The 22,003-nt window shown below is 37.7% G+C and carries 19 protein-coding genes and 3 pseudogenes; 21 read left to right on the forward strand and 1 reads right to left on the reverse strand.

Annotated features, from left to right (window positions below; genetic code table 11):
* From EAE93_RS19315 to EAE93_RS19415, 21 genes and pseudogenes are all read left to right on the forward strand, one after another.
* Positions 1-265 (forward strand): annotated as a pseudogene (locus EAE93_RS19315) (type VI secretion system tip protein VgrG); the annotation flags it as partial.
* Entirely contained in the window at positions 262-1,053 is a 792-nt protein-coding gene (locus EAE93_RS19320) for a DUF4123 domain-containing protein (protein ID WP_040154325.1), read from the forward strand. The pseudogene EAE93_RS19315 and the gene EAE93_RS19320, both read left to right, overlap by 4 nt.
* A gap of 128 nt (positions 1,054-1,181) precedes the next feature.
* Positions 1,182-1,345, forward strand: a pseudogene (locus EAE93_RS24765) (IS4/Tn5 family transposase DNA-binding protein); the annotation flags it as partial.
* Positions 1,342-1,459 (forward strand): annotated as a pseudogene (locus EAE93_RS25655) (type VI secretion protein); the annotation flags it as partial. The pseudogenes EAE93_RS24765 and EAE93_RS25655, both read left to right, overlap by 4 nt.
* 417 nt (positions 1,460-1,876) lie before the next feature.
* Positions 1,877-2,845 (forward strand): IS30 family transposase, encoded by a 969-nt coding sequence (locus EAE93_RS19335; RefSeq protein WP_214040351.1) that lies wholly within the window; start codon positions 1,877-1,879, stop codon positions 2,843-2,845.
* A gap of 535 nt (positions 2,846-3,380) precedes the next feature.
* Positions 3,381-3,644: an acyl carrier protein gene (locus EAE93_RS19340; RefSeq protein ID WP_214040352.1), complete on the forward strand. Its 264-nt coding sequence runs from the start codon at positions 3,381-3,383 to the stop codon at positions 3,642-3,644.
* 34 nt (positions 3,645-3,678) lie between these two features.
* The gene (locus EAE93_RS19345; RefSeq protein ID WP_250151106.1) at positions 3,679-4,524 is read left to right on the forward strand and encodes a hypothetical protein; all 846 of its coding nucleotides are present in this window, start codon (positions 3,679-3,681) and stop codon (positions 4,522-4,524) included.
* A 10-nt stretch (positions 4,525-4,534) separates the two neighbouring features.
* Positions 4,535-5,209: a hypothetical protein gene (locus tag EAE93_RS19350; RefSeq protein WP_214040354.1), complete on the forward strand. Its 675-nt coding sequence runs from the start codon at positions 4,535-4,537 to the stop codon at positions 5,207-5,209.
* On the forward strand, positions 5,202-6,281 hold the full coding sequence (locus EAE93_RS19355; RefSeq protein WP_214040355.1) for an acyl-CoA dehydrogenase family protein: 1,080 nt from the start codon (positions 5,202-5,204) through the stop codon (positions 6,279-6,281). Before EAE93_RS19350 ends, EAE93_RS19355 begins: the two co-directional genes overlap by 8 nt.
* A 34-nt stretch (positions 6,282-6,315) precedes the next feature.
* Positions 6,316-7,119 (forward strand): hypothetical protein, encoded by an 804-nt coding sequence (locus EAE93_RS19360; RefSeq protein ID WP_214040356.1) that lies wholly within the window; start codon positions 6,316-6,318, stop codon positions 7,117-7,119.
* A 60-nt stretch (positions 7,120-7,179) separates the two neighbouring features.
* Complete coding sequence (tnpA, locus tag EAE93_RS19365; RefSeq protein WP_214040357.1) at positions 7,180-7,608, forward strand: IS200/IS605 family transposase; 429 nt, start codon at positions 7,180-7,182, stop codon at positions 7,606-7,608.
* A gap of 96 nt (positions 7,609-7,704) precedes the next feature.
* Entirely contained in the window at positions 7,705-8,274 is a 570-nt protein-coding gene (locus tag EAE93_RS19370) for an MATE family efflux transporter (protein WP_332009454.1), read from the forward strand.
* 25 nt (positions 8,275-8,299) lie between these two features.
* The gene (locus EAE93_RS19375) at positions 8,300-9,877 is read left to right on the forward strand and encodes a class I adenylate-forming enzyme family protein (RefSeq protein WP_214040358.1); all 1,578 of its coding nucleotides are present in this window, start codon (positions 8,300-8,302) and stop codon (positions 9,875-9,877) included.
* The gene (locus EAE93_RS19380) at positions 9,874-10,947 is read left to right on the forward strand and encodes an efflux RND transporter periplasmic adaptor subunit (RefSeq protein WP_214040359.1); all 1,074 of its coding nucleotides are present in this window, start codon (positions 9,874-9,876) and stop codon (positions 10,945-10,947) included. Before EAE93_RS19375 ends, EAE93_RS19380 begins: the two co-directional genes overlap by 4 nt.
* Positions 10,944-13,985 carry an efflux RND transporter permease subunit gene (locus EAE93_RS19385; RefSeq protein ID WP_214040360.1) on the forward strand — a complete coding sequence of 1,014 codons (3,042 nt, stop codon included), beginning with the start codon at positions 10,944-10,946 and terminating at the stop codon, positions 13,983-13,985. Before EAE93_RS19380 ends, EAE93_RS19385 begins: the two co-directional genes overlap by 4 nt.
* Positions 13,982-14,929, forward strand: a complete 948-nt coding sequence (locus tag EAE93_RS19390; RefSeq protein WP_036777972.1) for a ketoacyl-ACP synthase III family protein — start codon at positions 13,982-13,984, stop codon at positions 14,927-14,929. The genes EAE93_RS19385 and EAE93_RS19390 overlap by 4 nt, the downstream gene beginning before the upstream one ends.
* Entirely contained in the window at positions 14,926-16,491 is a 1,566-nt protein-coding gene (locus tag EAE93_RS19395) for an AMP-binding protein (RefSeq protein ID WP_214040361.1), read from the forward strand. The genes EAE93_RS19390 and EAE93_RS19395 overlap by 4 nt, the downstream gene beginning before the upstream one ends.
* A gap of 354 nt (positions 16,492-16,845) precedes the next feature.
* Positions 16,846-17,778 carry an alpha/beta hydrolase family protein gene (locus tag EAE93_RS19400; protein WP_214040362.1) on the forward strand — a complete coding sequence of 311 codons (933 nt, stop codon included), beginning with the start codon at positions 16,846-16,848 and terminating at the stop codon, positions 17,776-17,778.
* Positions 17,771-18,685 carry a transglutaminase-like domain-containing protein gene (locus EAE93_RS19405; protein WP_214040363.1) on the forward strand — a complete coding sequence of 305 codons (915 nt, stop codon included), beginning with the start codon at positions 17,771-17,773 and terminating at the stop codon, positions 18,683-18,685. Before EAE93_RS19400 ends, EAE93_RS19405 begins: the two co-directional genes overlap by 8 nt.
* A gap of 5 nt (positions 18,686-18,690) precedes the next feature.
* Positions 18,691-19,629: a ketoacyl-ACP synthase III family protein gene (locus EAE93_RS19410; RefSeq protein ID WP_214040364.1), complete on the forward strand. Its 939-nt coding sequence runs from the start codon at positions 18,691-18,693 to the stop codon at positions 19,627-19,629.
* Between the two features lie 170 nt (positions 19,630-19,799).
* The gene (locus tag EAE93_RS19415) at positions 19,800-21,059 is read left to right on the forward strand and encodes a pyridoxal-dependent decarboxylase, exosortase A system-associated (protein ID WP_214040365.1); all 1,260 of its coding nucleotides are present in this window, start codon (positions 19,800-19,802) and stop codon (positions 21,057-21,059) included.
* Between the two features lie 163 nt (positions 21,060-21,222).
* On the opposite strand, the gene EAE93_RS19420 is transcribed toward EAE93_RS19415, so the two are convergent.
* Positions 21,223-21,360, reverse strand: coding sequence for a hypothetical protein (locus EAE93_RS19420; RefSeq protein WP_181147851.1), 138 nt, complete (start codon positions 21,358-21,360; stop codon positions 21,223-21,225).
* Positions 21,361-22,003: the final 643 nt, after the last annotated feature.

Consider the following 22,003-nt stretch of genomic DNA (forward strand, 5'->3'; position numbering starts at 1 on the left):
CGGCGGTAAGATGGTGTTGGAGGCGACGTCAGAGATTACCTTAAAAGTCGGCGGCCATTTTATCCGGTTAACTCCCGGCGGTATTCTGACTTCCCCCAATTTGCTGGTCGGGCAAGGTTCAGCCGGTGCGGGCCGTGGATTGTCTCTGCAACTGCCGGAAGGAGTTGCGCCTCTGCCGGAGGTTAAACTCCCTGCCAAACCGCTTTGTGCCGTGCTGGCTCAACAGGAAACAAATTGGATTATTGATAATTTGGAGGATAAATGAACAAGTCAATAAATTGGCAACAGTGGCTGAGTACCCCTAATAAACCATCGGTTTTCTTTATGCTCAATTCACTGGCGGAACCTAACCCGGTGGCGCTCTTTTATCGCAACGACTGGGTAGAGCAGGCTTTTCCGCTCTACAGCAATACACCGATGGATCACATGCTGGCGCAAAGTCCCTGGCTGGTTCAGCCCAAGTCAGGTTGCCTGTCAGTAATCGGTCATCTGCTTGATAGCCAAACTCTGAGCGATAACAGTTGGGGATGGGCTTATCGCAGCGACGAGTCATGGATACAGCAGCTTAATCATTGGCGTTCACGCCAGCAGGTGATATTGCGGGAGAGGCAAGTGATTTTTCGCAGTATGGACCCACGTATCCTCGGTCTGTTATTACCGGCAATGATCGTCAGCGATTGGTCGGCATTTTTGACACCGGTGAGTGAGTTGATGATCGATATACCCGAACCACAGATTTATTATCGGCCTGAAAATTGTGGTCAAGGCGGCAGTGAATCGCCCTTTATTCTGGGCGATCATTTATCGCATGCCTGGCACCATTCCGATTACGCCCTGCAAGGGATGGCATCTGCGATCAGTTATAATTGCTGGGAAAACCACGGAGAATTGGCTGATAAGCTGGATAAGCCAGAGGGACAGTTAGTGGAGCAAATTATCAATTGGTTAAAATACCGTTTGGCAAACGGAGATAATATTAGCAAACTTACCTACGTAGATTTTTTACAAACACTGACTGACGACGCCCCTTCCCAAAGGTTTATTGAAAGCTGAGAGTTGATATCCTCCCCGCCCTAAAGCTGTTTTTCCTACACAAATCCCTTAGTCTATTCGAGGGATTTTTTCGAACTTTTGCTTGTCTTGCTGATCTCAACAAAAAACAGTGATTGAGATAACTTAAGATGTTTTCAGCCAACACCGAGCATGGACAAAAGAGCTCTTTTAACATGCTGAATTAAGCGATACGCGCCGTTCGAAACGTCTGGTTCGGATTGCCAATTCGCTGACTAACCATATAGGACTGTCTCTCGTGCAATCTTTGAAATCCCCTACCGATATTGAAGCAACTTCAAAAAACTGACTAAAGAGCAGAAAGCTATCCTATTATCAGCCAGTAAATTACCCCGTTGTTATACCGAAGAGATGTGATATTGACAAAAAAATTGAAGCGCTGTTTCAACGGTCAGCTTAATGAGCATGCGGGAAAACTGATTAAGATCAGCTTCAGTTTTGAACCCCTTAGCCAATTCGGCGACGAGGGCTTTAAGCTTCTTTTCGTCCATAATTTACCTGTCTGCGTTGTTGTAAGAAATATACCAAGAACAGGCAATTACACAATTTAAATTAAAGCCTCATAATAATTACTGATTCCTATCTTTACTTTTTATACCGTTATTATTTATTTTGTTTTAATTTCGAAATTTTTCTTTTTGTTTGTTTTTCATTCATCACCGATGTACCTCATTTATATGATGATGTGATTTATTTTATTGTTAATTAATAATTTTACATGGCGGATTCGACTAATAAGCGCAATTTTTCAGAAAGGCGGTCAGTTGCTATAGTAGGCATCTTTCCCGCCACAGGAGAATGCGCTATGGCCTATACACAACTGACCGAGACAGAAAGATATCAGATTTCCAGTTTAAAAACAGCGGGTTTTTCACAGCTTTTCATTGCTGGGTCACTTAAGCGAAGTCCGTCGACCATCAGCAGAGAATTGAAGAGAAATCAAGAAGTTCAAACCTATTGCCCTGAACAGGCTCATTTGAAGGGATTGGCTCGTCGTCATTTTGCTAAAAAAGCCGTAAAAATAACGCCGGAAGTCAAAAAATGGATAAAACGGTTAATTTGGCAAGATTTAAGTCCTGAACAGGTGGTTGATTATTTGAAGCGGCATAAAGGGATATTTTTGCATCATGAGACGATTTATAGGCTGATTTATCAAGATAAAATAGAGGGGGGTGATTTATGGCAACATCTGCGAATTGCCAGAAAACCCTATCGTAAACGCTATGGCCGCTATGAAAAAAGAGGCAAAATTAAAAATCGGGCCAGTATTGATGAGCGCCCGGAATTCGTTGATAAAAAAGAACGTATTGGCGACTGGGAAGGTGATACGATAATAGGGAAAGATAAAAAAAGTGTCTTATTAACCCTGGTTGACCGCAAAACGTTGTATACCATAATTGTTAAACTTGATAGCAAGCGGGCATTCGAAGTCGCAAAAGCGGTAGTGAAAGTATTATACCCGTTAAAACAAAGGGTTAAGACCATCACATTCGATAACGGTTTGGAGTTCGCAGAGCATGAAATCATGAGTAAAAAATTAGAAACCCAAATTTATTTTGCTCACCCTTACTCGCCTTGGGAAAGAGGGATAAATGAGAATATCAATGGACTCATCAGACAATACTTTCCAAAGGGAACTGATTTTAATAAAGTCTCTGATCAGGAAATAAATTTTGTAGTAAACCGATTGAATAATCGCCCCCGAAAAACACGGGGAGGGAAAACACCGAATGAATTATTTAAAGGAATACGAACATGTTTACTTCCGGATTAACGATGTTGCACTTATTATGTGAATCCAAGCATTATATTTATGTACCCATTATTGATTATTTTACTTTTCATTGATTATATAAATCCATTTATAAATCATGGCGTTATGTTTTTTTTTGGCGTGATGTTAATTATACTCTAAATAAATTAAATATTTTTTATATTCTTGTCTTTTTATTTTACATTAACTAAATAATTAGTTAATAAAACTGGTTTTTATTATATTTTAGATTTTTAATCTTATTTATTTGTTAATCACTTAATTTAATCCCTCCATAGTGGGATTATTAAATTTTATTGACGTTATTAATCAAAGTTAGTATTATCAATGCATATGATTATTAGTTGATTACTCCTTTGTTAGGTATTCTTTTTTCTATAAGAAAGAGGACAGGAGTTTATGAACTTCATTGGAATATATAATAAAATATTTTTAATGATAGGCATTATATGCTTCTTCATGAACCATGGTATTTTCCTATTTAAAAATCCCATAGGATATAATTTTAACATTAACTACAAATTGGTGAAATATGATGAATAAATCAGAGATTTTCTTTATTATTAAAAAAATTTTGACTAAAGAATTAAATGTCGGTTCTCTTAGTGACATGAGTGAATCAACATCATTACGTGATGATCTTGGGTTAGATTCGATGACTACACTGACATTTTTAATGTCATTAGAGGATAATGTTCCAAATTTTATGATTGATGCAAATACATTAGAAGCCAGTCATGTACAAAGTATTGGTTCTGTCTGTGATTATGTTTTAGAACGCCTAAATGGTGTATCATGACATGATTTACATAAATCAGGTTTTCTGCGAAATAATGAATAAGAGATCTCTCAGAAAAATTCCAAGAAACCGTTACTCCATATACCAGAAAGACTTACATCGTATTTCTCAAGATGAATTAACTGATTCAACCTTATTAGAAGGTGATCAATACTCTTATACTGAATTAGGCGATTCCGCTCTTAAGAAAATGGAAGATTCTATTCTTTTAAGTGATGTTGATTTATCTATATTTGCCTATTGGACACCTGAGTTTGATCCAGATCATTCAGCTTTTGGTCCATACTTTATGGACCATTATAACCTTAAAGGATACTCATTCGACATTTGTGACAATGGAAGTTTAGTATCAACTACAGCTTTAGGTATTGCTGGTAATTATTTATCTAGTGGTAGTGCAAGTAAAATACTACTATTAGGAATGGAGCAAAATACTATTCCTCGTAATATTTCTAACGGATTTCCAATACCAGAGCGATCTTGTGCTATTGCAGCCTTACTCACAACGGAAAAAAGCCATGAGAACAAATGGATATTATTAAAAACAGGGCAGGTAAGTGAATGGGAATCAGCTGATGGTTTGGATGCCTTTGGCATGGTAAAAAATATACTGCATCAATTGCGGTTAGATGAAGAAGATACTGTATTATTAACAGAACGTACAGGTTATTTCTTTAAAAAAATACGTTTTCAAATGGAAGCGAAAGATAGGAAAAGCTCAATCAAATTTGCTTTCTTAAAACCTGAAGTTACAGGCATGAATACATTGTTACTTCTAGCGGATAAGACACTAACACCACTAAACAGAAGGAACATATTATTAGTAGAGCATGATATGGAAAGTTTAAGAATAGCATGGTCTGTCTTACAAAAAATTTAGGAATCTAATCATGTTTAATATCAGCTATCCATTCGAATCAAAGAAAGAACAACGTTTTCACTGGTTAATGGAACAATTAGCCCAAACAATTTTCTCTACATCAAACCAAATTGTTGTGAGAAACGGGTTTGCTGTAGTTTCAGAAGAACAATGGAAAAATTCAGAATTGCGCTTTTTAGACGAAAAACAATATAGTTGGAAAGAAATAAATACTGTCACTATCCTTCCTGTCTGTAATAGTATGAAGCGCCAGAGATTATTATTATGCAAATTGGAAGCAAAAGACGGTGATATTGCTTCACAAGAGATCGCGAAAAAATATGTCAACTATCAATGTGAAATGATACGAATGCAGCTTATTTGCATTGAACAATGGACATCAATTTTACTTGATCATACAGCCCAGCGTAAGGTTGGCAGTGTTTCTCTATTATCAATTTCCTCTATTCGTCTCCGTTTAGCGCAAGTTATACAGCGTCAATTATTATTATTTCAGTGTGTAGGAGATATAAAAGAAGAAATACCTTCACAGTTTGCTGAACATGCGGCTGAAGAAATTGAAGAAATGGTTAATATCCTGATTAAAACAACGGGAGGAAGGGCCCTTCTACAGCAAGGATTGGTCGAAATGCAGCACATTTTTTCTGTTCTGAATCAAGTTTATCTGAGGGAATTCCATGATTAATTTTGACTATTCCATTGCCTGTACGCATTATGGAAAAAAATGGTTAGATTTAGCTCAACTATTTCGTTCTTTGTCTTTTAAGGTGCTAGATGATAACGATACTGTATTATCACATCTTGACGCACCGCTTTTCGACCAACTTTATATGGATCGCAGTAGTAGCTGTCTGGAAAGGACAAAAATGTATGAGGTGCTTACTTACGGAGACCCAAATGTCCTGCTGTCATGTCCAGGCCCATCTCTTTCCGGTATCATTGTACGAGAATTAGGCTCAACTGAACAACAAGACTATTTTTTTGAATATGTTGCTCAACATAGAGCTCGTACCTGCATGGCAGTCACAGAGCCTAGCAAAGGCTCTGATGCAGGAAATCCATCTGCATTATTGAATGACGATTTTGAACTTAATGCTGAAAAATGGCTAGTAGGTAATGGACACAATGCTACGATCGGAACAATGGTTGTCAGAACTGGAATAGGACCATACAGTATCAGTGTAATTTTGTTGACACCTGAAACCCTTTCTCATCCTAAAGTTTTTCGTCAGTTGCTACCTGTTGCTGGATTGCAAGGTGCTGGCTTAAGTCACTTATATTTTGACAAAGTTCCTATCTCTGAAGAGCATATTTTGGGTTTGCACCGTAGACCATTAGAGAGAGGGATGCACGCAGTGATAAAAACTTTTTATCGTATGAGGCCTTGTGTATGTGCTATGGCGTTAGGTAGTGCTCAAGCACTACTTGATTTTGCCATATCGCATATAAGAAATGTAAAAGCTAGAGAGCTCCACTCCTCCTTGCAAATTGAAATTGAAGCCATAAGAAATCTGAATTACCGTGCCGCCTCAAGAATAGATAATGATATATTGGATGGTGCTGCTGTTTCACTAGCCAAAGCTTGTTCTACCGAGTTTGTGGAAAAAGTTGTTCGTATCATGCCAAAGCTTGTGGGAACAGAGCTCTTTCTAACAGATATCTGGTTACAGAAGACAATTACTGATATTCAAGGATATGAATGGATGGAAGGAAGTCTGGATATGCAACGTCTAAATATTTTAGCTGGATCTATATAATTTATTAAACATAATAAATAAATTGGTAATTGATATGACAATGCAATCCATATTTCAGCCGAGACATTTTCAGCAATATCAGTGGTTGAAATTACTCAGTGATCTTTGGAATACCGGCATTACACTTTGGGGCACTATGGCAGTTTCTGCAGTTGCTGTGTTAATCAACATTAGCATCATTAGTCATAATTCACCTAATATGTTATATGTAATTGGATTATTCTTACCACTGAATTATATGATGATGTCCATCCATGAAGGATTGCGTGTACCTGCATTGCGGTATAGTTCACATTTAGGAAATACTAATTTTTCTCTACTAGGACAACGATTGTTATTGTTGTTTTTAGCTATGTTAGCATTGATGGCAATACTCATATTCAATGTATGGTATTTTCGAAGTGGCATTTTTTATTTGTTTCATATTGAATCTTCACAGCAAGATGAAGTAATGAATTTTATCATTCCTATGCTTTTCATTGGGATAATGATTGGTTTTGCCACATTAATTTTATCCACTTTATTTGGTCTTGGATTTAATCGTTGTGGAAGTTTGCTAGGAATATCAAGTACAATACTTAATATAGGTGCAACTTACTTAACTGAGATATATTTTCATCAGGGCTTACAAAGCCTGATTTGGGGAGCAATTTTTGGTAGCAGCTTTCTTATTTTAGTAGGAAGTATTTTACTCTATCGTCAAGGCGTGGTTATATCTTGTTTAGGAATACGTGTTCAAGTTTTTCAAGTAATAAAAGATATATTTACTATGGCTTTACCCGTAATGGGTAGTTTCTCCCTTGTTTTTATTTTTTTATTCTTCCATATGAAAGGTTAAAACCACCGACTTTAGTCGGTCAGCTTTAGCTGAGATACTGTGTTGCATGGGAGGTGCAACATGGATTACAGATACGGTAGTCACACAGTATTTCAGATTGAATACCATTTTGTGTGGGTAACGAAATACAGGCACAAAGTGCTGATAGGTGAAGTAGCAATACGGGTGCGCGAGTTAGTTCGTCAGACATGTGAAGCATTTGAAATCAGGATATTAAAAGGGGTCGTGAGCAAAGATCATGTTCACATACTGGTGAGTAGTCCCCCGACATTATCTCCCTCAGAAATCATGAGGAGACTGAAGGGAAGGACAGCGAGTAAGTTGTTTGAAGAGTTTTCGCATCTAAAGAAACGCTACTGGGGTCAGCATTTTTGGGGCAGAGGCTATTTTTGTGCGACGGCGGGTCAGTTAACGGAAGAGATGATAAAGGCTTATCTGGAGCATCATTTTGAACCAAACCCGGATGATAACTTCAGGATGGACAATTGACGCATCGTTCAGCCGATGCGTATCCGGACTTTCAGCCCGTTAATCACTAACCCACCGACTTTAGTCGGTGGTTGTTGAGTTTTCTTTAATTATCTGGTGTCTTTTTATAATGTTCATGAAATAGCAGGGTTTAGCATAGCTTTTCGTATACAGTCATTTGTTATTTTGCCTGCTATTGCCTTAGGAACAGCTATGGCAATTCACTATAATAATTCTTTATCTAAACAGAATTTTGTCAGATCTAACCAAGTATTTTTGATTGGTCTTAGTCTCACTGGTGTTATATATATATTTATTAGTGCTGCTGTATTCTTTTTGAAAGTTTGGTTAGTTAAGATTTTTACTTTAGATGAATTAATTACTGAGGCTGCTTTACGATATTTAAATTGTTTATCTCCATCTTATTTTAGCTTAGGCATAGTATTGGGATTAACGACAGCTTTAGAGCAAATTGGTCAAGGATTACGTGTACTACTTATCAATATTACTTTGTATTCTCTGGAGATTGGAATAGCTGCACTACTAGGATTAAAGCAAGAAGATGCTACGCGGTTGTATCTTACCATTGCTATTTTTAATTGGATTTCCGTGCTTTACACTTTTAGCATTTTTAATAAAAAAAGTGATTGCAATATTAAATACTCTTACGGTGATATACACTCTTAATTAATTTAATTGTCAGGATGATTACATGAATTATAATTTGGTTGAGATTATTAGAGACGCTGAAATGGCATATCCCCAAAAAACAGCTTTAATTTTCAACAATCAGAATTATACTTATAAAGATATATGGAGACGAATATGCGCTATTGCAGCAGGTATGAGGCTGGATGGATTACAGCAAGGAGACAAGGTAGTAATTTGTTTAGGAAATCATATAAACTCTATTGCTATATTTTTTGCTGCGCAAAAAATAGGGGCCTGCCCATCTATCATCGCATTTGATACACCAGAAGAAAAAATTAAATTTATTTTAGACAACAGTGGAGCGAGTTTTTTATTCACTTCTTCAAAGATTGCGGCGACATTACTAAAATATGATCATTTTTATTTCTCAAATATTAATTTGATTGTTGATAAAGTTGAGCATATATGTGCTGAAAATAACTTAATTAATCTTGATGATTTTATTTCCGATCCGATTTCTGAAGCTAATATCCCACTTCAGGCAATTAGTGTCGATTTAGCTTCTATTATTTATACTTCAGGTTCTACTGGTGAACCAAAAGGAGTTATGTTAAGTCACCAAAATATGATGGCGGCTACACGGTCTCTAGTAAATTATTTAGAGTACCGCCACAATGATACTATAATGGCAGTATTGCCAATTGCCTTTGATTACGGATTATATCAGATAATTTTAGCATTTTTTGTTGGGGGAACAGTGGTACTTGAGTCAAATAATACGCCGCCACCAGTAGTATTAAGGCATATTCAACAGTACCGTTGCACAATTATGCCTGGGCTATCATCACTGTATAGTTTACTTGATATTTATGCTAGTAAAGGTTCTTTTGATTTGAGTTCCATACGTCTTGTATCCAATACAGGTATGGCTTTGCGTAAGCAGCATGTGTCAATGATTAAAAGACTATTCCCTACAGCCAAAATATTTTCTATGTATGGACTAACAGAATGTAAACGTTGTACATATCTTCCTCCAGATGATCTAGACCGCAAACCAGATAGCGTGGGGATTGCTATCCCAAATACTCAAATTATGGTAGTAAATGATAATAATCAACCCTGTGCAGTAGGCGAAATTGGACAGTTATTAATTCGCGGAGAAACCGTAATGCAAGGATACTGGCGTAACTCTGAAGCAACAGAAAAAAGAATTGGCATACATCCTATCTATGGGGATCGTTGTCTATATTCTGGTGACTACGGTTGGTTAGATGAAGAGGGATATTTCTATTTCGCTGGTCGTATGGACGAAGTTGCAAAAGTCCGTGGTCGCAAGGTGATTTTCAGTGAAATTGAAAAAGTTTTATTTGGTCATGATTCTATTATAGAAGCCGCGGTTATTGTACATTCTGATGAAAAAAGTCCTGAAGATAGTATTATTGCTTTTGTGGCAGCTCAGACACAAGAAAAACTATTAGAATCTGATTTGAAAAAATTTTGTTCTAACTTACTAGAATCATACCAAATACCTAATGTTTTTATACAACTGTCTCAATTACCCAAAAATGCAAATGGAAAGTTTGATAAACATCAACTGCGTCAAAGATATCAATCTATAGTTCAGGAGCAGTTCGCATGAAACATCATCATGTGATATTGGTATCTTGTGCTATTGTGGCAGTTATTTTTGCAGGAATTTCTATCAATTTGTTTGCTGTTCAGAGTTTTAATCATACTGAGAAAAAAGATATCAAAACACCTGTTGCACAAAAAGGGCCACAACCCGTTTTGGTTGAAACAGCACAGGTCACTTCAACGAATTGGCAAGATAGAAAGAGTGTTATTGCTACAGTTAAGTCAATACGCTATCTCCCTGTTCGAGCTGAAATATCTGGGACCATTTTGCAAATTGCACCTGCCGGAAAGCAGGTGCCAATCAATGGGGTATTGTATCATTTTGACGACCACGTTGAGCGTTTTCAGCTTAAGGAAAAAGAAGCTCATTTAGATATGGCCAAAAAAAATACCAAGCGTGCCGATTTGCTGGTGAATAAGGCAATTTCACAAGCTGCTCAACAAGCTGAACACGTTAACTTAGCTCATGCTGTCAGTGAAGTAGAAAAATTTAAAAATACATTGCGTAAAATGATGGTTACAGCCCCATTTGCTGGAGTTGTTAGTTTACATGATTTGACACCAGGACAGTTGATTCAAGAAGGCCAAACGTTATTTTCATTTTATGATCCAAATGATTTATATGTTGAATTTAGTGTCCCTGAAACTGATATTGGAACTCTGTCACCTGGTGTCCAGATTAATATAAATGATACTGTCGCTGGTTTTACTGGTATAGCTAACATTACATTGGTCAATACTGAAGTAAACCCTATCAACAGAACTCTAACATTACGGGCTAAATTGGAAAAAGGTAATTTTCGTCATGGCTCTAGCGTTCGGGTGACTTATCCTGCGAGTTCTCCTCAGATGACGCTAGTGATACCCAAAGTTGCTGTGCGTTATAGTGCCTATGGACAATCAGTATTTGTAGTAAAAGACAATCGAGCCCAGATTCGCTCTATTATTACTGGGGACGATAATAAGGGTATTGTTCAAGTAAGGAAAGGGCTAGAAAAAGGTGAATTAGTGGTGACCGCCGGGCAAATGCGTCTATACCCAGACGCTCCTATTCGTCAGGAAATCCACCAATGAAAATTATCGGTCTTTTTTTACGTCGTCCAATCATAGTAACAACATTCAGTGGTTTGTTGTTTATTGCTGGCTTGTTTTCTATAGGGTATCTACCAGTAGGCCTTTATCCAAGTGTAGATGCAGATGCAATTAGTGTCAGTACTTTTTATCCTGGTGCCTCGGCAGATCTAATAGATGGACGTATTACGTCAGAAGTATTATCGGCAATATCTGGAATTGATGATATTAACTACGTCACCAGCACTTCAGAAACTGGGAGTAGCAAGGTAGTATTGCATTTGGCAATTGGTAGCGATACTCAAAAAGTATTAACTAATATCATGGAACGAGTCAATACCATATCTCATTTCCCCGATGATATGGAGCCACCGCAAATCTCCCGCCAAGAAACGGAACGAATTCCTGATTTCGCATTATCATTTACTAGTGAAACAATGCAAGCTGCACAGGTATCGGATTTTTTGCACCGAGTTGTTAAACCACGCTTAGAATCTTTAAAAGGGGTGGGGAATGTAGAAATATTGGGTAGTGAATATGCAATGAGAATTTGGTTAGATCCAGAGCGTATGGAACGCCACGGTGTAACCACAATAGATATCAGCAAAAGTTTAAAATTGGAGAATGCTCAAGCGAATGGAGGTGCTTTACATGATAGTAAATTACGTTTTCAACTTGTACCAGAAACAGGGCTTTCAACAATAGGTGATTTTGCTAATTTATCTATCATGACTGCAACAAATATATCTCCGGTTCGTCTAAAGGATGTAGCTGACATTGAATTAGGAGGCAGTCAGCCGGAAATTAAATCTATTTTTAACGGTAAACCTGCCACAATAGTATTGATCAACTGGCAACAAGGTAGTAATCCCTTATTGGCTGCTGATGATATATATAAAACCATAGGAGAATTGAAATCCAGTTTTCCCTATGATTTACAGTCTAACGTGCTTATCGACAGTAGTGAATATATTGGCGGTGCGGTGCATGAAGTTTTCATCACTATTTTACTTACTTGCTGTGCTGTTACCCTAGTAATATTTTTGGGAGCAGGAACATTACGAGCTGTTGTGATCCCAGTTATTGCCATTCCACTCTCTTTGATTGGTGTGTGCTTAATTATTCATTTGTGTGGTTTTTCAATTAATACACTGACCTTGCTAGCAATGGTTCTAGCCACAGGGCTGGTAGTCGATGATGCTATAATTGTGTTAGACATTGCTCTACATAGAATGCGAATGGGAGATACTCCTTATCAGGCTGCGTTAAAAGGAGGGAATGAAATTGCTACATCTCTAGTAACCATGACTTTAACTCTAGCAATAGTATATTTACCGTTAGCATTTATTGGTGGAATTGTAGGAAAGCTGTTTTCTGAATTTGCAGTGACTCTTGCCGGAGCTGTAATCATCTCTGGGATATTAGCACTCAGCCTAACTCCTGTCATGTGCGCACGTATGCTATCGACAAATCATCAACATTCATTGATGGTGATACGAGTGGAAAAGATATTTACTCGCTTCCGTCGTAGTTATGAACGTGTTTTAATTCGAATAATGAAAACTGGAAATTTCCCACTATGGCTATGGGGAACTACGTTAGCTGGTGTAACCATTCTGTTCATTATATTACCTCATGCTCTAGCTCCCAAAGAAGATCAGGGTAGCTTAATGGTAATTGCAGAAGGCCCCAGCGTCATAGGAACAGACTATATTGAGCAACATACACCGATATTAGAGAATATTTATAGTACCTTGCCGGAAATAGCTAATTTTAACTATGTCATAGGCGTACCAAAAGACAACCAACTACTTTCTTTTGTTCGATTAATTAATTGGTCCGAACGTCAACGTTCAACAATACAATTACAACCAGAATTACAGAATATTGTAGCTAAAATCCCGGCATTACAGTCGGTAGTAATCTTGCCTTCTTCCTTGCCAGGTGTCGGAGGATTGCCTTTCCAATTTGTGCTCAAACATGAAGATAAAGATTACGCTAATCTAGATGCGCTTAGTGATCTAATGCTACGGGAAATGCGTGCTAGTGGTATGTTTCTATTTTTGAAAAAAGATTTGAAATATGATACTCCGCAGATTCACATACGGCTAGATCGTGAACAACTGGCGAAAGTGGGGGTTTCCGCTTCAGATGTTGGTTATAGTATGAATTTGGCATACGCCAATACTAAGCTACAACCTTTTATTTATGAAGGACGGACCTATAGCGTCATTATGGCCTTGAAAAAAACTGAACGGGCTGCAATACAATCACTGTTAGATCTACAGGTACGAAGTATAGATGGCAATCTTATTAGACTAGGAAGTCTGGTGACTCAAAATCCTGAAGTAGGTCCCGAATCTCTCAATACGTTCCAAAAACAAGCTGCTGTGACACTGCAAGGTGTGTTAGCTCCGGGAATAGGACAATCAGAAGCAACAGAGTTTGCTCGTCAGCTACTCCACAACCTCAAGCCACAGGGAGTGTCATACGACCTATCAGGAGAAACACGACAAAGCAAAGAAGAAGGACAACGTTTACTAGTAACTTTTGCTATAGCATTAGTAGGTATTTATTGTCTATTAGCATTACAACTTACTAATTATCTGGGGCCACTCATTGTTTTACTGGGTAGCATTCCTTTTTCAGTACTAGGCGCATTACTAGCGTTATCTTGGTTTGATGTGCCACTTGATATGTTTACACAAGTTGGCATGCTGACTTTAGTTGGGTTGATCAGTAAGCAAGGAATTTTAATGGTGCAAGCCACTGATAACTTGCACAAAAAAGGTAGTATTAGTATTTACTACGCAACAGTGCGAGCTTCTGCGTCTCGCTTACGCGCAATTGTTCTAACTACACTGACTATGATATTGGGAGCCTTACCTCTTTTATTTGCCAGCGGGCCAGCAGCAGAATCCCGTTTTGAACTGGGTCTAGTGATTATCATGGGAATGTTAGTAGGTTCATGCCTCACCCTTTTCCTGCTGCCTTCGCTTTATATCTTTGTACATAAAAAAACGACTGGAGCTACATCGTGAGTCTAATAATCAATGACATTGGTGTTTATTTGCCAGAACAGAAAATTGGCTTGGAACAAGTTCCTATTGAACCCCAATTATCTGAAGATGCAATCAAGATATATCAGCGTTTTTATGGATTAAATCACATAGCTATCAGTAAGATATCTCTGGAAGAGATGATGTATCGTGCAGCTCAAGATACGCTGACACGTAATGGTATAACAATAGAATCTATTACTTTACTTATTCATGCGCATACTGCTTCAGAAACCTGGACTTATCCAAATAATTTGTTGTCGAGGTTGAACCGACGATTGGGACTGCGTAATGCGACTTGCTTTTCCATTCATTCGAATAACTGTGCTTCTAATCTTAATGGATTACAGGTAATTCAAAATCATCTAATTGGAAATAATAGTCAAGGTTATGCATTATTGCTGACCGCTGACCTAACTTTTAGCGGTATTCTACAACAAATTCCCAATACTACGTTGTGTGGCGACGCCGCTACAGCTTGCATAATTAGTCTAGGAGGTGACGGGGCCAAAATGAAAGCCTTAGAGCTTGATTACTATGGACAACATTCTAAAGGCTCCTGGCAAACTACCGAAGAACAAGCGCAATTTGAAACCAGCTATGCTGAACGCTTGGCTAATGTAATGGAACGTTGTTTAAAACAATCTAATTTGTCTTGGGAACATATCCGTTGGGTTTTCCCCCACAATGTTAACTTGATTTCATGGCGTGATGTAACCCAAAAAATTGCATTACCTCTGAACAAAGTTTATTTGGATAAATTACCTGAATTGGGTCACTGTTTTGGGGCGGATATCTTTATCAATTGGAATTTTGCTAAAGATACACTGCGATTAGGAGATTATGTAATGGTTGCTACTGTAGGGTTAGGAGCAGTTTTTGGTGCTGCTATTTTTCAGTTGATTGAAGGGGATATTGAATCATGAAAGTTTTTCAACACTTAGGTGAATGGCTGTATGATTGCGCACTGAAATATGCAGATTACGAAGCGTTATCTATTGAGAATGATGTATACAGCTACCGTGAGCTACATGAGTTAGCATCCCTTCTGGCCCGGGGTTTCTCTCTTTCACAGGGAAAATATTGTGCTTTGCTTGGAAGAAGAAATATAGGAATCTTAGCAGGTGTTGTAGCCTCATTATGTTACGGTAAGACTTATTTACCATTAAACGAAAACGAGACTCCTGAGGGGCTGAGTTTATTATCTAAAATTACCGACTTTGATTTATTAGTGACTTGCGCTGAGGAACAAAACTTATTGCACGATTTGTTGAAACATATAGACAAACCGTTAGTAATAATTTTGTCAGATAGTAAACAGCGCCCGAATTGGTGTAATGATTATCCAAAACACTATTTTCTCTCACATGCTGATTTAGCCAGGATGCCTACCGCACAAATGAAAACGGATAATCCTGATGCATATTTGATGTTTACATCAGGTAGTACAGGTAATCCTAAAGGAGTTGAGGTTGCACATACTAATGTTACACGCTATGTATCCAATACCATAGCGCTGTATCAACCAACTTGCGCTGATCGTTTTTCTCAAATTTGTCCTCTGAGCTTTGATGTTTCCATCCATGATCTATTTGTTCCTTGGACTATTGGAGCATCGACTCATGTTTTTGATGCCAAAAACAGTTTAATGCTTGGAGGGTTTGTTCGAGATAAACATCTGACATTTTGGGCATCGGTGCCTTCTGTTATTCTATACTTTCAGCGCTTACGACAATTGGAACCTGGTTCTTTTCCTAATTTACGCCAATCGTTATTTTGTGGAGAACCTTTGTTACAGAACATGGCTAAAAGCTGGCATATAGCTGCACCTGCATCACATATTGATAACATTTATGGGCCAACAGAAGCGACAGTTGCAGTTTGTGGTTATCGCTGGAGCCCTGAGTCGGCAATAACTAATGAATTGGTTGTTCCAATCGGGACTCCTTATCCTGGTACAAAGTTAAAGATTGGGCGTCAGCGTCAAAACGAAGGAGATGTAGAAGAAGGTGAATTATGGATTGGCGGTGAGCAGGTGGTTAGTGGTTACTTATCAAGTAACGCTATGCAGGCTGATAACTTCGAATATGATGGTAATTGTTATTGGTATCGTACTGGAGACTGGGTTAAACGTGACAATGATGGGATATTTCATTTTTTAGGACGCTGTGATGATCAACTGAAAGTCAATGGTCAGCGTTTGGAGCGTTTGGAAATTGAGTCAATGCTGAGTAAAGCAGTAGGAGTTGACGATATTGCGGTTATTGGCTGGCCTGTCATCTCAGGGAACTGTGTTGAAGGATTAGTGTTTTTTATTTCCTGGCATGAAAAATCCAATCCAGAGCTGCGTAAAATATGTCAGCAGTTTATGCCCCGAAGTATGTGGCCAACAAGATTAGTGATAGGGGCTATTCCTAAAAATCGTAATGGAAAAACAGACTATAAGCAATTAAAGGCAAAGCTTGCTGAAGGTAGAGTATCTTCTTAACGGTCTGGTACTTAACTTATGGAATAAAAATTTAATAAAAAAATCAGTATCCATTAATTATATACTTTAAGATGCAGGTTTGATATGTAAGTTATTTATTTTAAATAATATAATTATGAGATTAGAAACCTGCATCTTCACTCTGAAAAGGTATAGAAAAAAGTAAAAATATTTCTTAATGGAATTAAATTTCCTCTATAGCGTAGAAAATATAAATAAAATGAATGAAGTCTATGATTTAATAAGAAAGTAATTGTATAAAATTGGTAAAAAAAACATTAATGGAAAATTATTTTATTGAATGGAATTTGGTCACTTTACTAAGCAATGGTAATAAATTGGAGGTTTATTTAAATGCCAAACGGAATCAATGATATACTGCACATCATTGGTAGTGGAGTAATACATTACAATTGGCCATCTTCATTAGGGGCTATTTCCGCTACTCTTTGGTATCCTGCATATGCTGAGAGTGGTATCATAAAGCGATACCGAAATATATTACATGCAAAATCGGAAGAAAATGCGATCCCTATGGGTACAAACTGGCCATTAATAATAATTTCTCATGGCTCAGGTGGTTCACGTTTTGATCAATCATACCTTGCCGAGTTTTTATCAACACAAGGTTTTGCTGTGTTAGCAGTGGATCATCAAGATATTCAGGATGCTAGGTATCGTTGGATGAATTTGACAACTAGACCTCGACGTTTAGTATACGCATATGATGCACTACTCTTAGAAACTTTAAGTGAGAGAATAAATTTTTCGCATCCATTAGTGATGGGCCATTCCGCTGGAGCGTATGATGCATTAGTGATGTGCGGTTGTCAGCCCTGTTTTGAACTGGAGCCAGAGTTTTCACCAGTACTAAATGAACTATCGTATTTTGAGGTTGAGCAATGTTTAGTTAAGGGTATTGGTGCTGTAATCTTACTGGCTCCAGCTTTGTCAAATTTGTTTCTTGCTAGTACCCTAAATGAAATGCTTTTACCTACTTTAATTTTATCCGGTGAAAGAGATACTATGAAGTTGATGGGGTCACCGGCTGATTACGCAATGCACTTGCCTTATGCTGAACATCATATCCTATTTGGAGCTGGTCACTACGCTTTTATTTATGAATTTTCTCCTTTATTAAAAGCATTAAATTCAGTCGTTAGCGGTGGTGATTACGTACCAAGAAAAGAGTTGCATTATAAAATAATGAACTATGTTTCAGCTTTTATAACACCATTTAACACAGAGGAAATTATATCTTTGCCAAGGGAGCCTATTCATGTTTGATCCTATTCATCACTACCGGCAGCATACTGAGGTAACATTATCGGCATCATATTCATCTCAGCTTGATGATTTACCTAATGATGTGGAGGAGTTAATTTCTATTGTGCAGAATTTATTGATTCACTATCAGACAGAAAAAGATAAACTTAATCCAGATATCATTTCTATGCGTAATACAGAAATAGATAGCCGCTGTGTTTCACTGATGCTAAAAAAACTTTTGTTACTTGATGACTCAGGTTTTTTAAATCCTCGGCCCCCAGAAAAACGTCTATTATCTACTTGTAGGGACTTTTCTGTTTTATTATGTTCCTTTATGCGACATAAAAATATTCCAGCAAGAGTCCGTTATGGATTTGCTCATTATCAGTATAGCGATGAATGTCCGATGCATGATCATACTTTAGTAGAATATTGGAACGGTACTAGATGGTTATATGCCGAAAGTCGATTAAATGTTTTTCCTAAGCCATTACTAAGTGTTAATCCATCAGATTTTCCTCAGCATTTATTCTTTAGTGGAGCAGAGATATGGAGACATATCCGACAGGGAACAATGAATGAACGTATTTTCAGTGGATATCGATTTGATGACGGATATGGGCAGTGGATAGTACGTAATTTATTCTTTTTAGACTTAGCTTCACTGGCTGGATACGAACCATTGATATGGGATAGTTGGGGAATATTGTTGGAAGAAGAGCCTGGAGTGAGAGTGACGGATGTGCAACAACTAGACTTTTTGGATCGTATGGCATTGTTGGACCCTTGCTTACCAGATGAGTGTAATGAATTGATTACGTCTTTTAATAATTACAATGGATTGAGTTATCAAGGAAAAGTTCATAGTTTTAGCCCGGTATCCGGTGCTTATTGTGTCGATTTATATGCCAAATGGAGTAAATAATTCATATGATGACATTAGAGACACTTACTAGCTATGTACCTCAAAAGAGGCTTAAAGTTGAAAGGGAATACCAACGCTTAGGTTTAACCCAAAATGAAGCGCGGGTATTTAGCCGTATGTATGAATTAACTCATTGTCCGGTAGAAGAAGGCAGCGAAGAAGAAATGCTGCTAAAACCCTGCAAGGAATTGTTTCAACAAGTTCCCCACATTAAGCAAGAAGTTGTACTGCTGGTTTATGCTCATACGGGGACTATAAGTAGTGTGTGGGGTCAAAATATGGCTTCATCACTTGTTCGGCGTCTACAACTACCTAATGCTGTCGCTATAGGAACTAGCAGCAATAATTGTGTATCCATATTTTCCGCACTATCTTTAGCAAAACATTATTTACAGAATGCGCTTCCTAATAGTAAAGCTCTGATAGTAGTTGGGGAAATTGCTGACAGTTTTGAACTTAGAGTAGTTCCTAATGTAGCGGTAATCGGTGATGCCGCCGCCGCTGCTTTACTCTCTCTGAACGGTCAAGGTCCAAGCATCCTTGCATATTCTATACATACTTATCCAAGATATTCTCAAGGTATTTGGTTACCAACTAATTCTGATGCTTATCGAGATTTCACAGCGAATTATCAACTCAGATTACAATCTGTAATTCAAGATGTATTACAACAGGCTGATATTACGATAGATGAAATATCGTATATTATTCCACATAATGTGAATATTTTGATATGGCGTCAAGCAGCAAAGTTTATGAATATTCCTATAGAGAAGATATTTCTTAAAAATATTAGTGAAATAGCACATTGTTTTGGTGCCGATATGATCATTAATTTACATGCGCTAAAAAATAGTGGAGCATTACATTCAGGGGATAAAATTTTACTTATTTCTGCCGGAGTAGGTGGTCTATTCGGTGCCTCTGTATTGCTTTATTCTTAATTAACCAGCTCTAGATGTAAAAGCTGTAGGCTATAATTAACCACATATGGATACATCCATCTAATAAGTGTGTTTTTATTTATATGAATTAACTCTATTCATGAGAATTTTATAATTCCGCTGGCGGTTTTTATATACTAACGCTGTCTTTTTATAATGTGAGATAAATTATGAATGTAGAAAATGGAATAGCTCAGAAAAGTTTATCGATGAAAATCGCGGAAACATTTGTCATTAAAGAAGATTGTTTGGAAATAGGAGGAATACCATTAACCCGACTAGAAACTCAAATAGGACAGACTCCTTTTTTTGCCTATTCTAGAAAACATATTGACCAGCAAGTACGTCTATTACGTAAATATTTACCTGAAAAAATCAGTATTCATTATGCAATTAAAGCAAACCCTTTTGTACCACTTATCCACCACTTATCCCAAAAAATTGAAGGGTTTGATGTTGCATCTGCGAATGAAATGGCATTGGCGCTAAATACAGGAACTTCTCCTGAAGATATTAGTTTTGCAGGGCCAGGTAAAACAGATGCAGAATTAAAAAGAGCAATTTCCGCACAGGTATTGTTAAATGTCGAATCATTAAATGAGTTACGGCGAATTCAAATATTATCTGAAAAACTTGGTTTATGTTCACGCGTTTCTTTACGTATAAACCCTGATTATAATCTTAACTCCTCTGGCATGAAAATGGGAGGTGGACCACGTCAATTTGGTATGGATGTAATTTATGTACCTGATGCACTGATATTTATACGTGATTGTCCAGACTCCCTGGTTTTTGAAGGATTTCAAATTTATCCTGGCTCACAGAATTTACGTGCAGACCATTTGATTGAAGCTCAAAATAAAGCTCTTGATTTAGTAATTGAATTATCACGTTTTGCTCCATCTCCAGTACGTCGTTTTAATCTAGGAGGTGGTTTTGGAGTCCCTTACTTTCAGGGAGATACAGAACTAAATATCACCGAAGTGGGTAATGCAATGCACAAACTGGTAGAACGTGCAGAAAAATTCCTACCTGAAGCGGAAATTATTTTGGAGTTAGGTCGTTATTTAGTCGCTTCATCTGGAATTTATGTGACTAAAATTGTTGAGCGCAAGATCTCCCAAGATATTGTTTTTTTAGTTACAGATGGTGGAATGAATCACCACCTATCTGCATCAGGAAATCTGGGGCAACTAATAAGAAGAAACTATCCGGCAATCATTGGTAACAAAATTAAAGGAAAGAAGCGTGAAATAGTGAATATAGTTGGTCCACTCTGTACTCCACTAGATATTCTTGTTCATCAAGGAGATATGTCAGTAGCAATTCCGGGGGATTTAGTGGTAATTTTTCAATCTGGTGCTTATGGTTTAAGCGCAAGTCCAAATAGTTTTCTAAGCCAAACAAATGCAGTAGAAGTATTAGTTTAATAGTACCAATACATTTTGTTGGTTATTTTACAAACGTTGTTTTTAGATTTATTATGTGATTTTTTGGGGGGAAACCCCCAAATTATATATTGGATATACTGAGCCATTCTCTTACGTGCAAAAATTCAATAAGCCGTTGACCTTAACACCGAGAAAAGCACTGTCAAATCACCGAGCGAATACTGCCATCGATATGCCCGAACCACAGATTTATCATTGGCCTGAAAATTGTGGTCAAGGTGGCAGTACATTGCCCTTTCCCCGTAAAAACGGGGAGCATTTTTACTTCAACTATCATCATAAAACCTGAATCCGGTTTATCCCCATAAGTTCAGGGAACTCTGACCATCTATGTCAATTACCTTTCCAGATGACGGTTGATCCCCGTAGATTACGGGGATCAAATTGTAACAAATGGCGATAGTTCTGTATTTAGCGGTTTATCCCCGTAGAAACGGGGAACAAATCTATCTCTGCCAGCTAAATACGCTAGCTGTTCGGTTTATCCCCGTCAATCACAGGGAACACGCTTCCAAACCTCAAAAATAACAGTATCAAGTCGGTTCACCCCCGTAGATACAAGGAACACCGCTTACTACCGACCGTATCACTGTTACTGTCCGGTTTATCCCCCCATAGAGGCAGGGAGCATCAGGAAAGCCAGTTATCAGCGTCATTTTCACACGGTTAATCCCCGTTAGACAATACAGGGAACACATTTTTAGATCTATAGTTATTTGGGGCGCTGCTAGGTCCATCCCCGTTAGTACAGGGAACATTTAGCGAAAATAGTAAAGCACCACTCATGCCGCGGTTTATCCCTACAAATGCAGGGAACACTTATATTCTCTCTTTGACGAGATATATCGAGTTTGGTTCACCCCGGTAACGGTCAGGAACATCCACTACACGATATCCTATCATTGATTATAACTGCTTATCCC

It is taken from the genome of Photorhabdus akhurstii (assembly GCF_018448925.1).
GTDB lineage: Bacteria > Pseudomonadota > Gammaproteobacteria > Enterobacterales > Enterobacteriaceae > Photorhabdus > Photorhabdus akhurstii.

Excerpts from the sequence above, each read along its gene's own strand:
- EAE93_RS19420 (WP_181147851.1), bottom strand. The coding sequence starts at position 21,360 with ATGATGATAGTTGAAGTAAAAATGCTCCCCGTTTTTACGGGGAAAGGG.
- EAE93_RS19380 (WP_214040359.1), top strand. The coding sequence starts at position 9,874 with ATGAAACATCATCATGTGATATTGGTATCTTGTGCTATTGTGGCAGTT.
- tnpA (WP_214040357.1), top strand. The coding sequence starts at position 7,180 with ATGGATTACAGATACGGTAGTCACACAGTATTTCAGATTGAATACCAT.
- EAE93_RS19410 (WP_214040364.1), top strand. The coding sequence starts at position 18,691 with ATGATGACATTAGAGACACTTACTAGCTATGTACCTCAAAAGAGGCTT.
- EAE93_RS19340 (WP_214040352.1), top strand. The coding sequence starts at position 3,381 with ATGAATAAATCAGAGATTTTCTTTATTATTAAAAAAATTTTGACTAAA.
- EAE93_RS19345 (WP_250151106.1), top strand. The coding sequence starts at position 3,679 with ATGAATAAGAGATCTCTCAGAAAAATTCCAAGAAACCGTTACTCCATA.
- EAE93_RS19395 (WP_214040361.1), top strand. The coding sequence starts at position 14,926 with ATGAAAGTTTTTCAACACTTAGGTGAATGGCTGTATGATTGCGCACTG.
- EAE93_RS19375 (WP_214040358.1), top strand. The coding sequence starts at position 8,300 with ATGAATTATAATTTGGTTGAGATTATTAGAGACGCTGAAATGGCATAT.
- EAE93_RS19350 (WP_214040354.1), top strand. The coding sequence starts at position 4,535 with ATGTTTAATATCAGCTATCCATTCGAATCAAAGAAAGAACAACGTTTT.
- EAE93_RS19385 (WP_214040360.1), top strand. The coding sequence starts at position 10,944 with ATGAAAATTATCGGTCTTTTTTTACGTCGTCCAATCATAGTAACAACA.
- EAE93_RS19400 (WP_214040362.1), top strand. The coding sequence starts at position 16,846 with ATGCCAAACGGAATCAATGATATACTGCACATCATTGGTAGTGGAGTA.
- EAE93_RS19355 (WP_214040355.1), top strand. The coding sequence starts at position 5,202 with ATGATTAATTTTGACTATTCCATTGCCTGTACGCATTATGGAAAAAAA.
- EAE93_RS19335 (WP_214040351.1), top strand. The coding sequence starts at position 1,877 with ATGGCCTATACACAACTGACCGAGACAGAAAGATATCAGATTTCCAGT.
- EAE93_RS19415 (WP_214040365.1), top strand. The coding sequence starts at position 19,800 with ATGAATGTAGAAAATGGAATAGCTCAGAAAAGTTTATCGATGAAAATC.
- EAE93_RS19360 (WP_214040356.1), top strand. The coding sequence starts at position 6,316 with ATGACAATGCAATCCATATTTCAGCCGAGACATTTTCAGCAATATCAG.
- EAE93_RS19320 (WP_040154325.1), top strand. The coding sequence starts at position 262 with ATGAACAAGTCAATAAATTGGCAACAGTGGCTGAGTACCCCTAATAAA.
- EAE93_RS19405 (WP_214040363.1), top strand. The coding sequence starts at position 17,771 with ATGTTTGATCCTATTCATCACTACCGGCAGCATACTGAGGTAACATTA.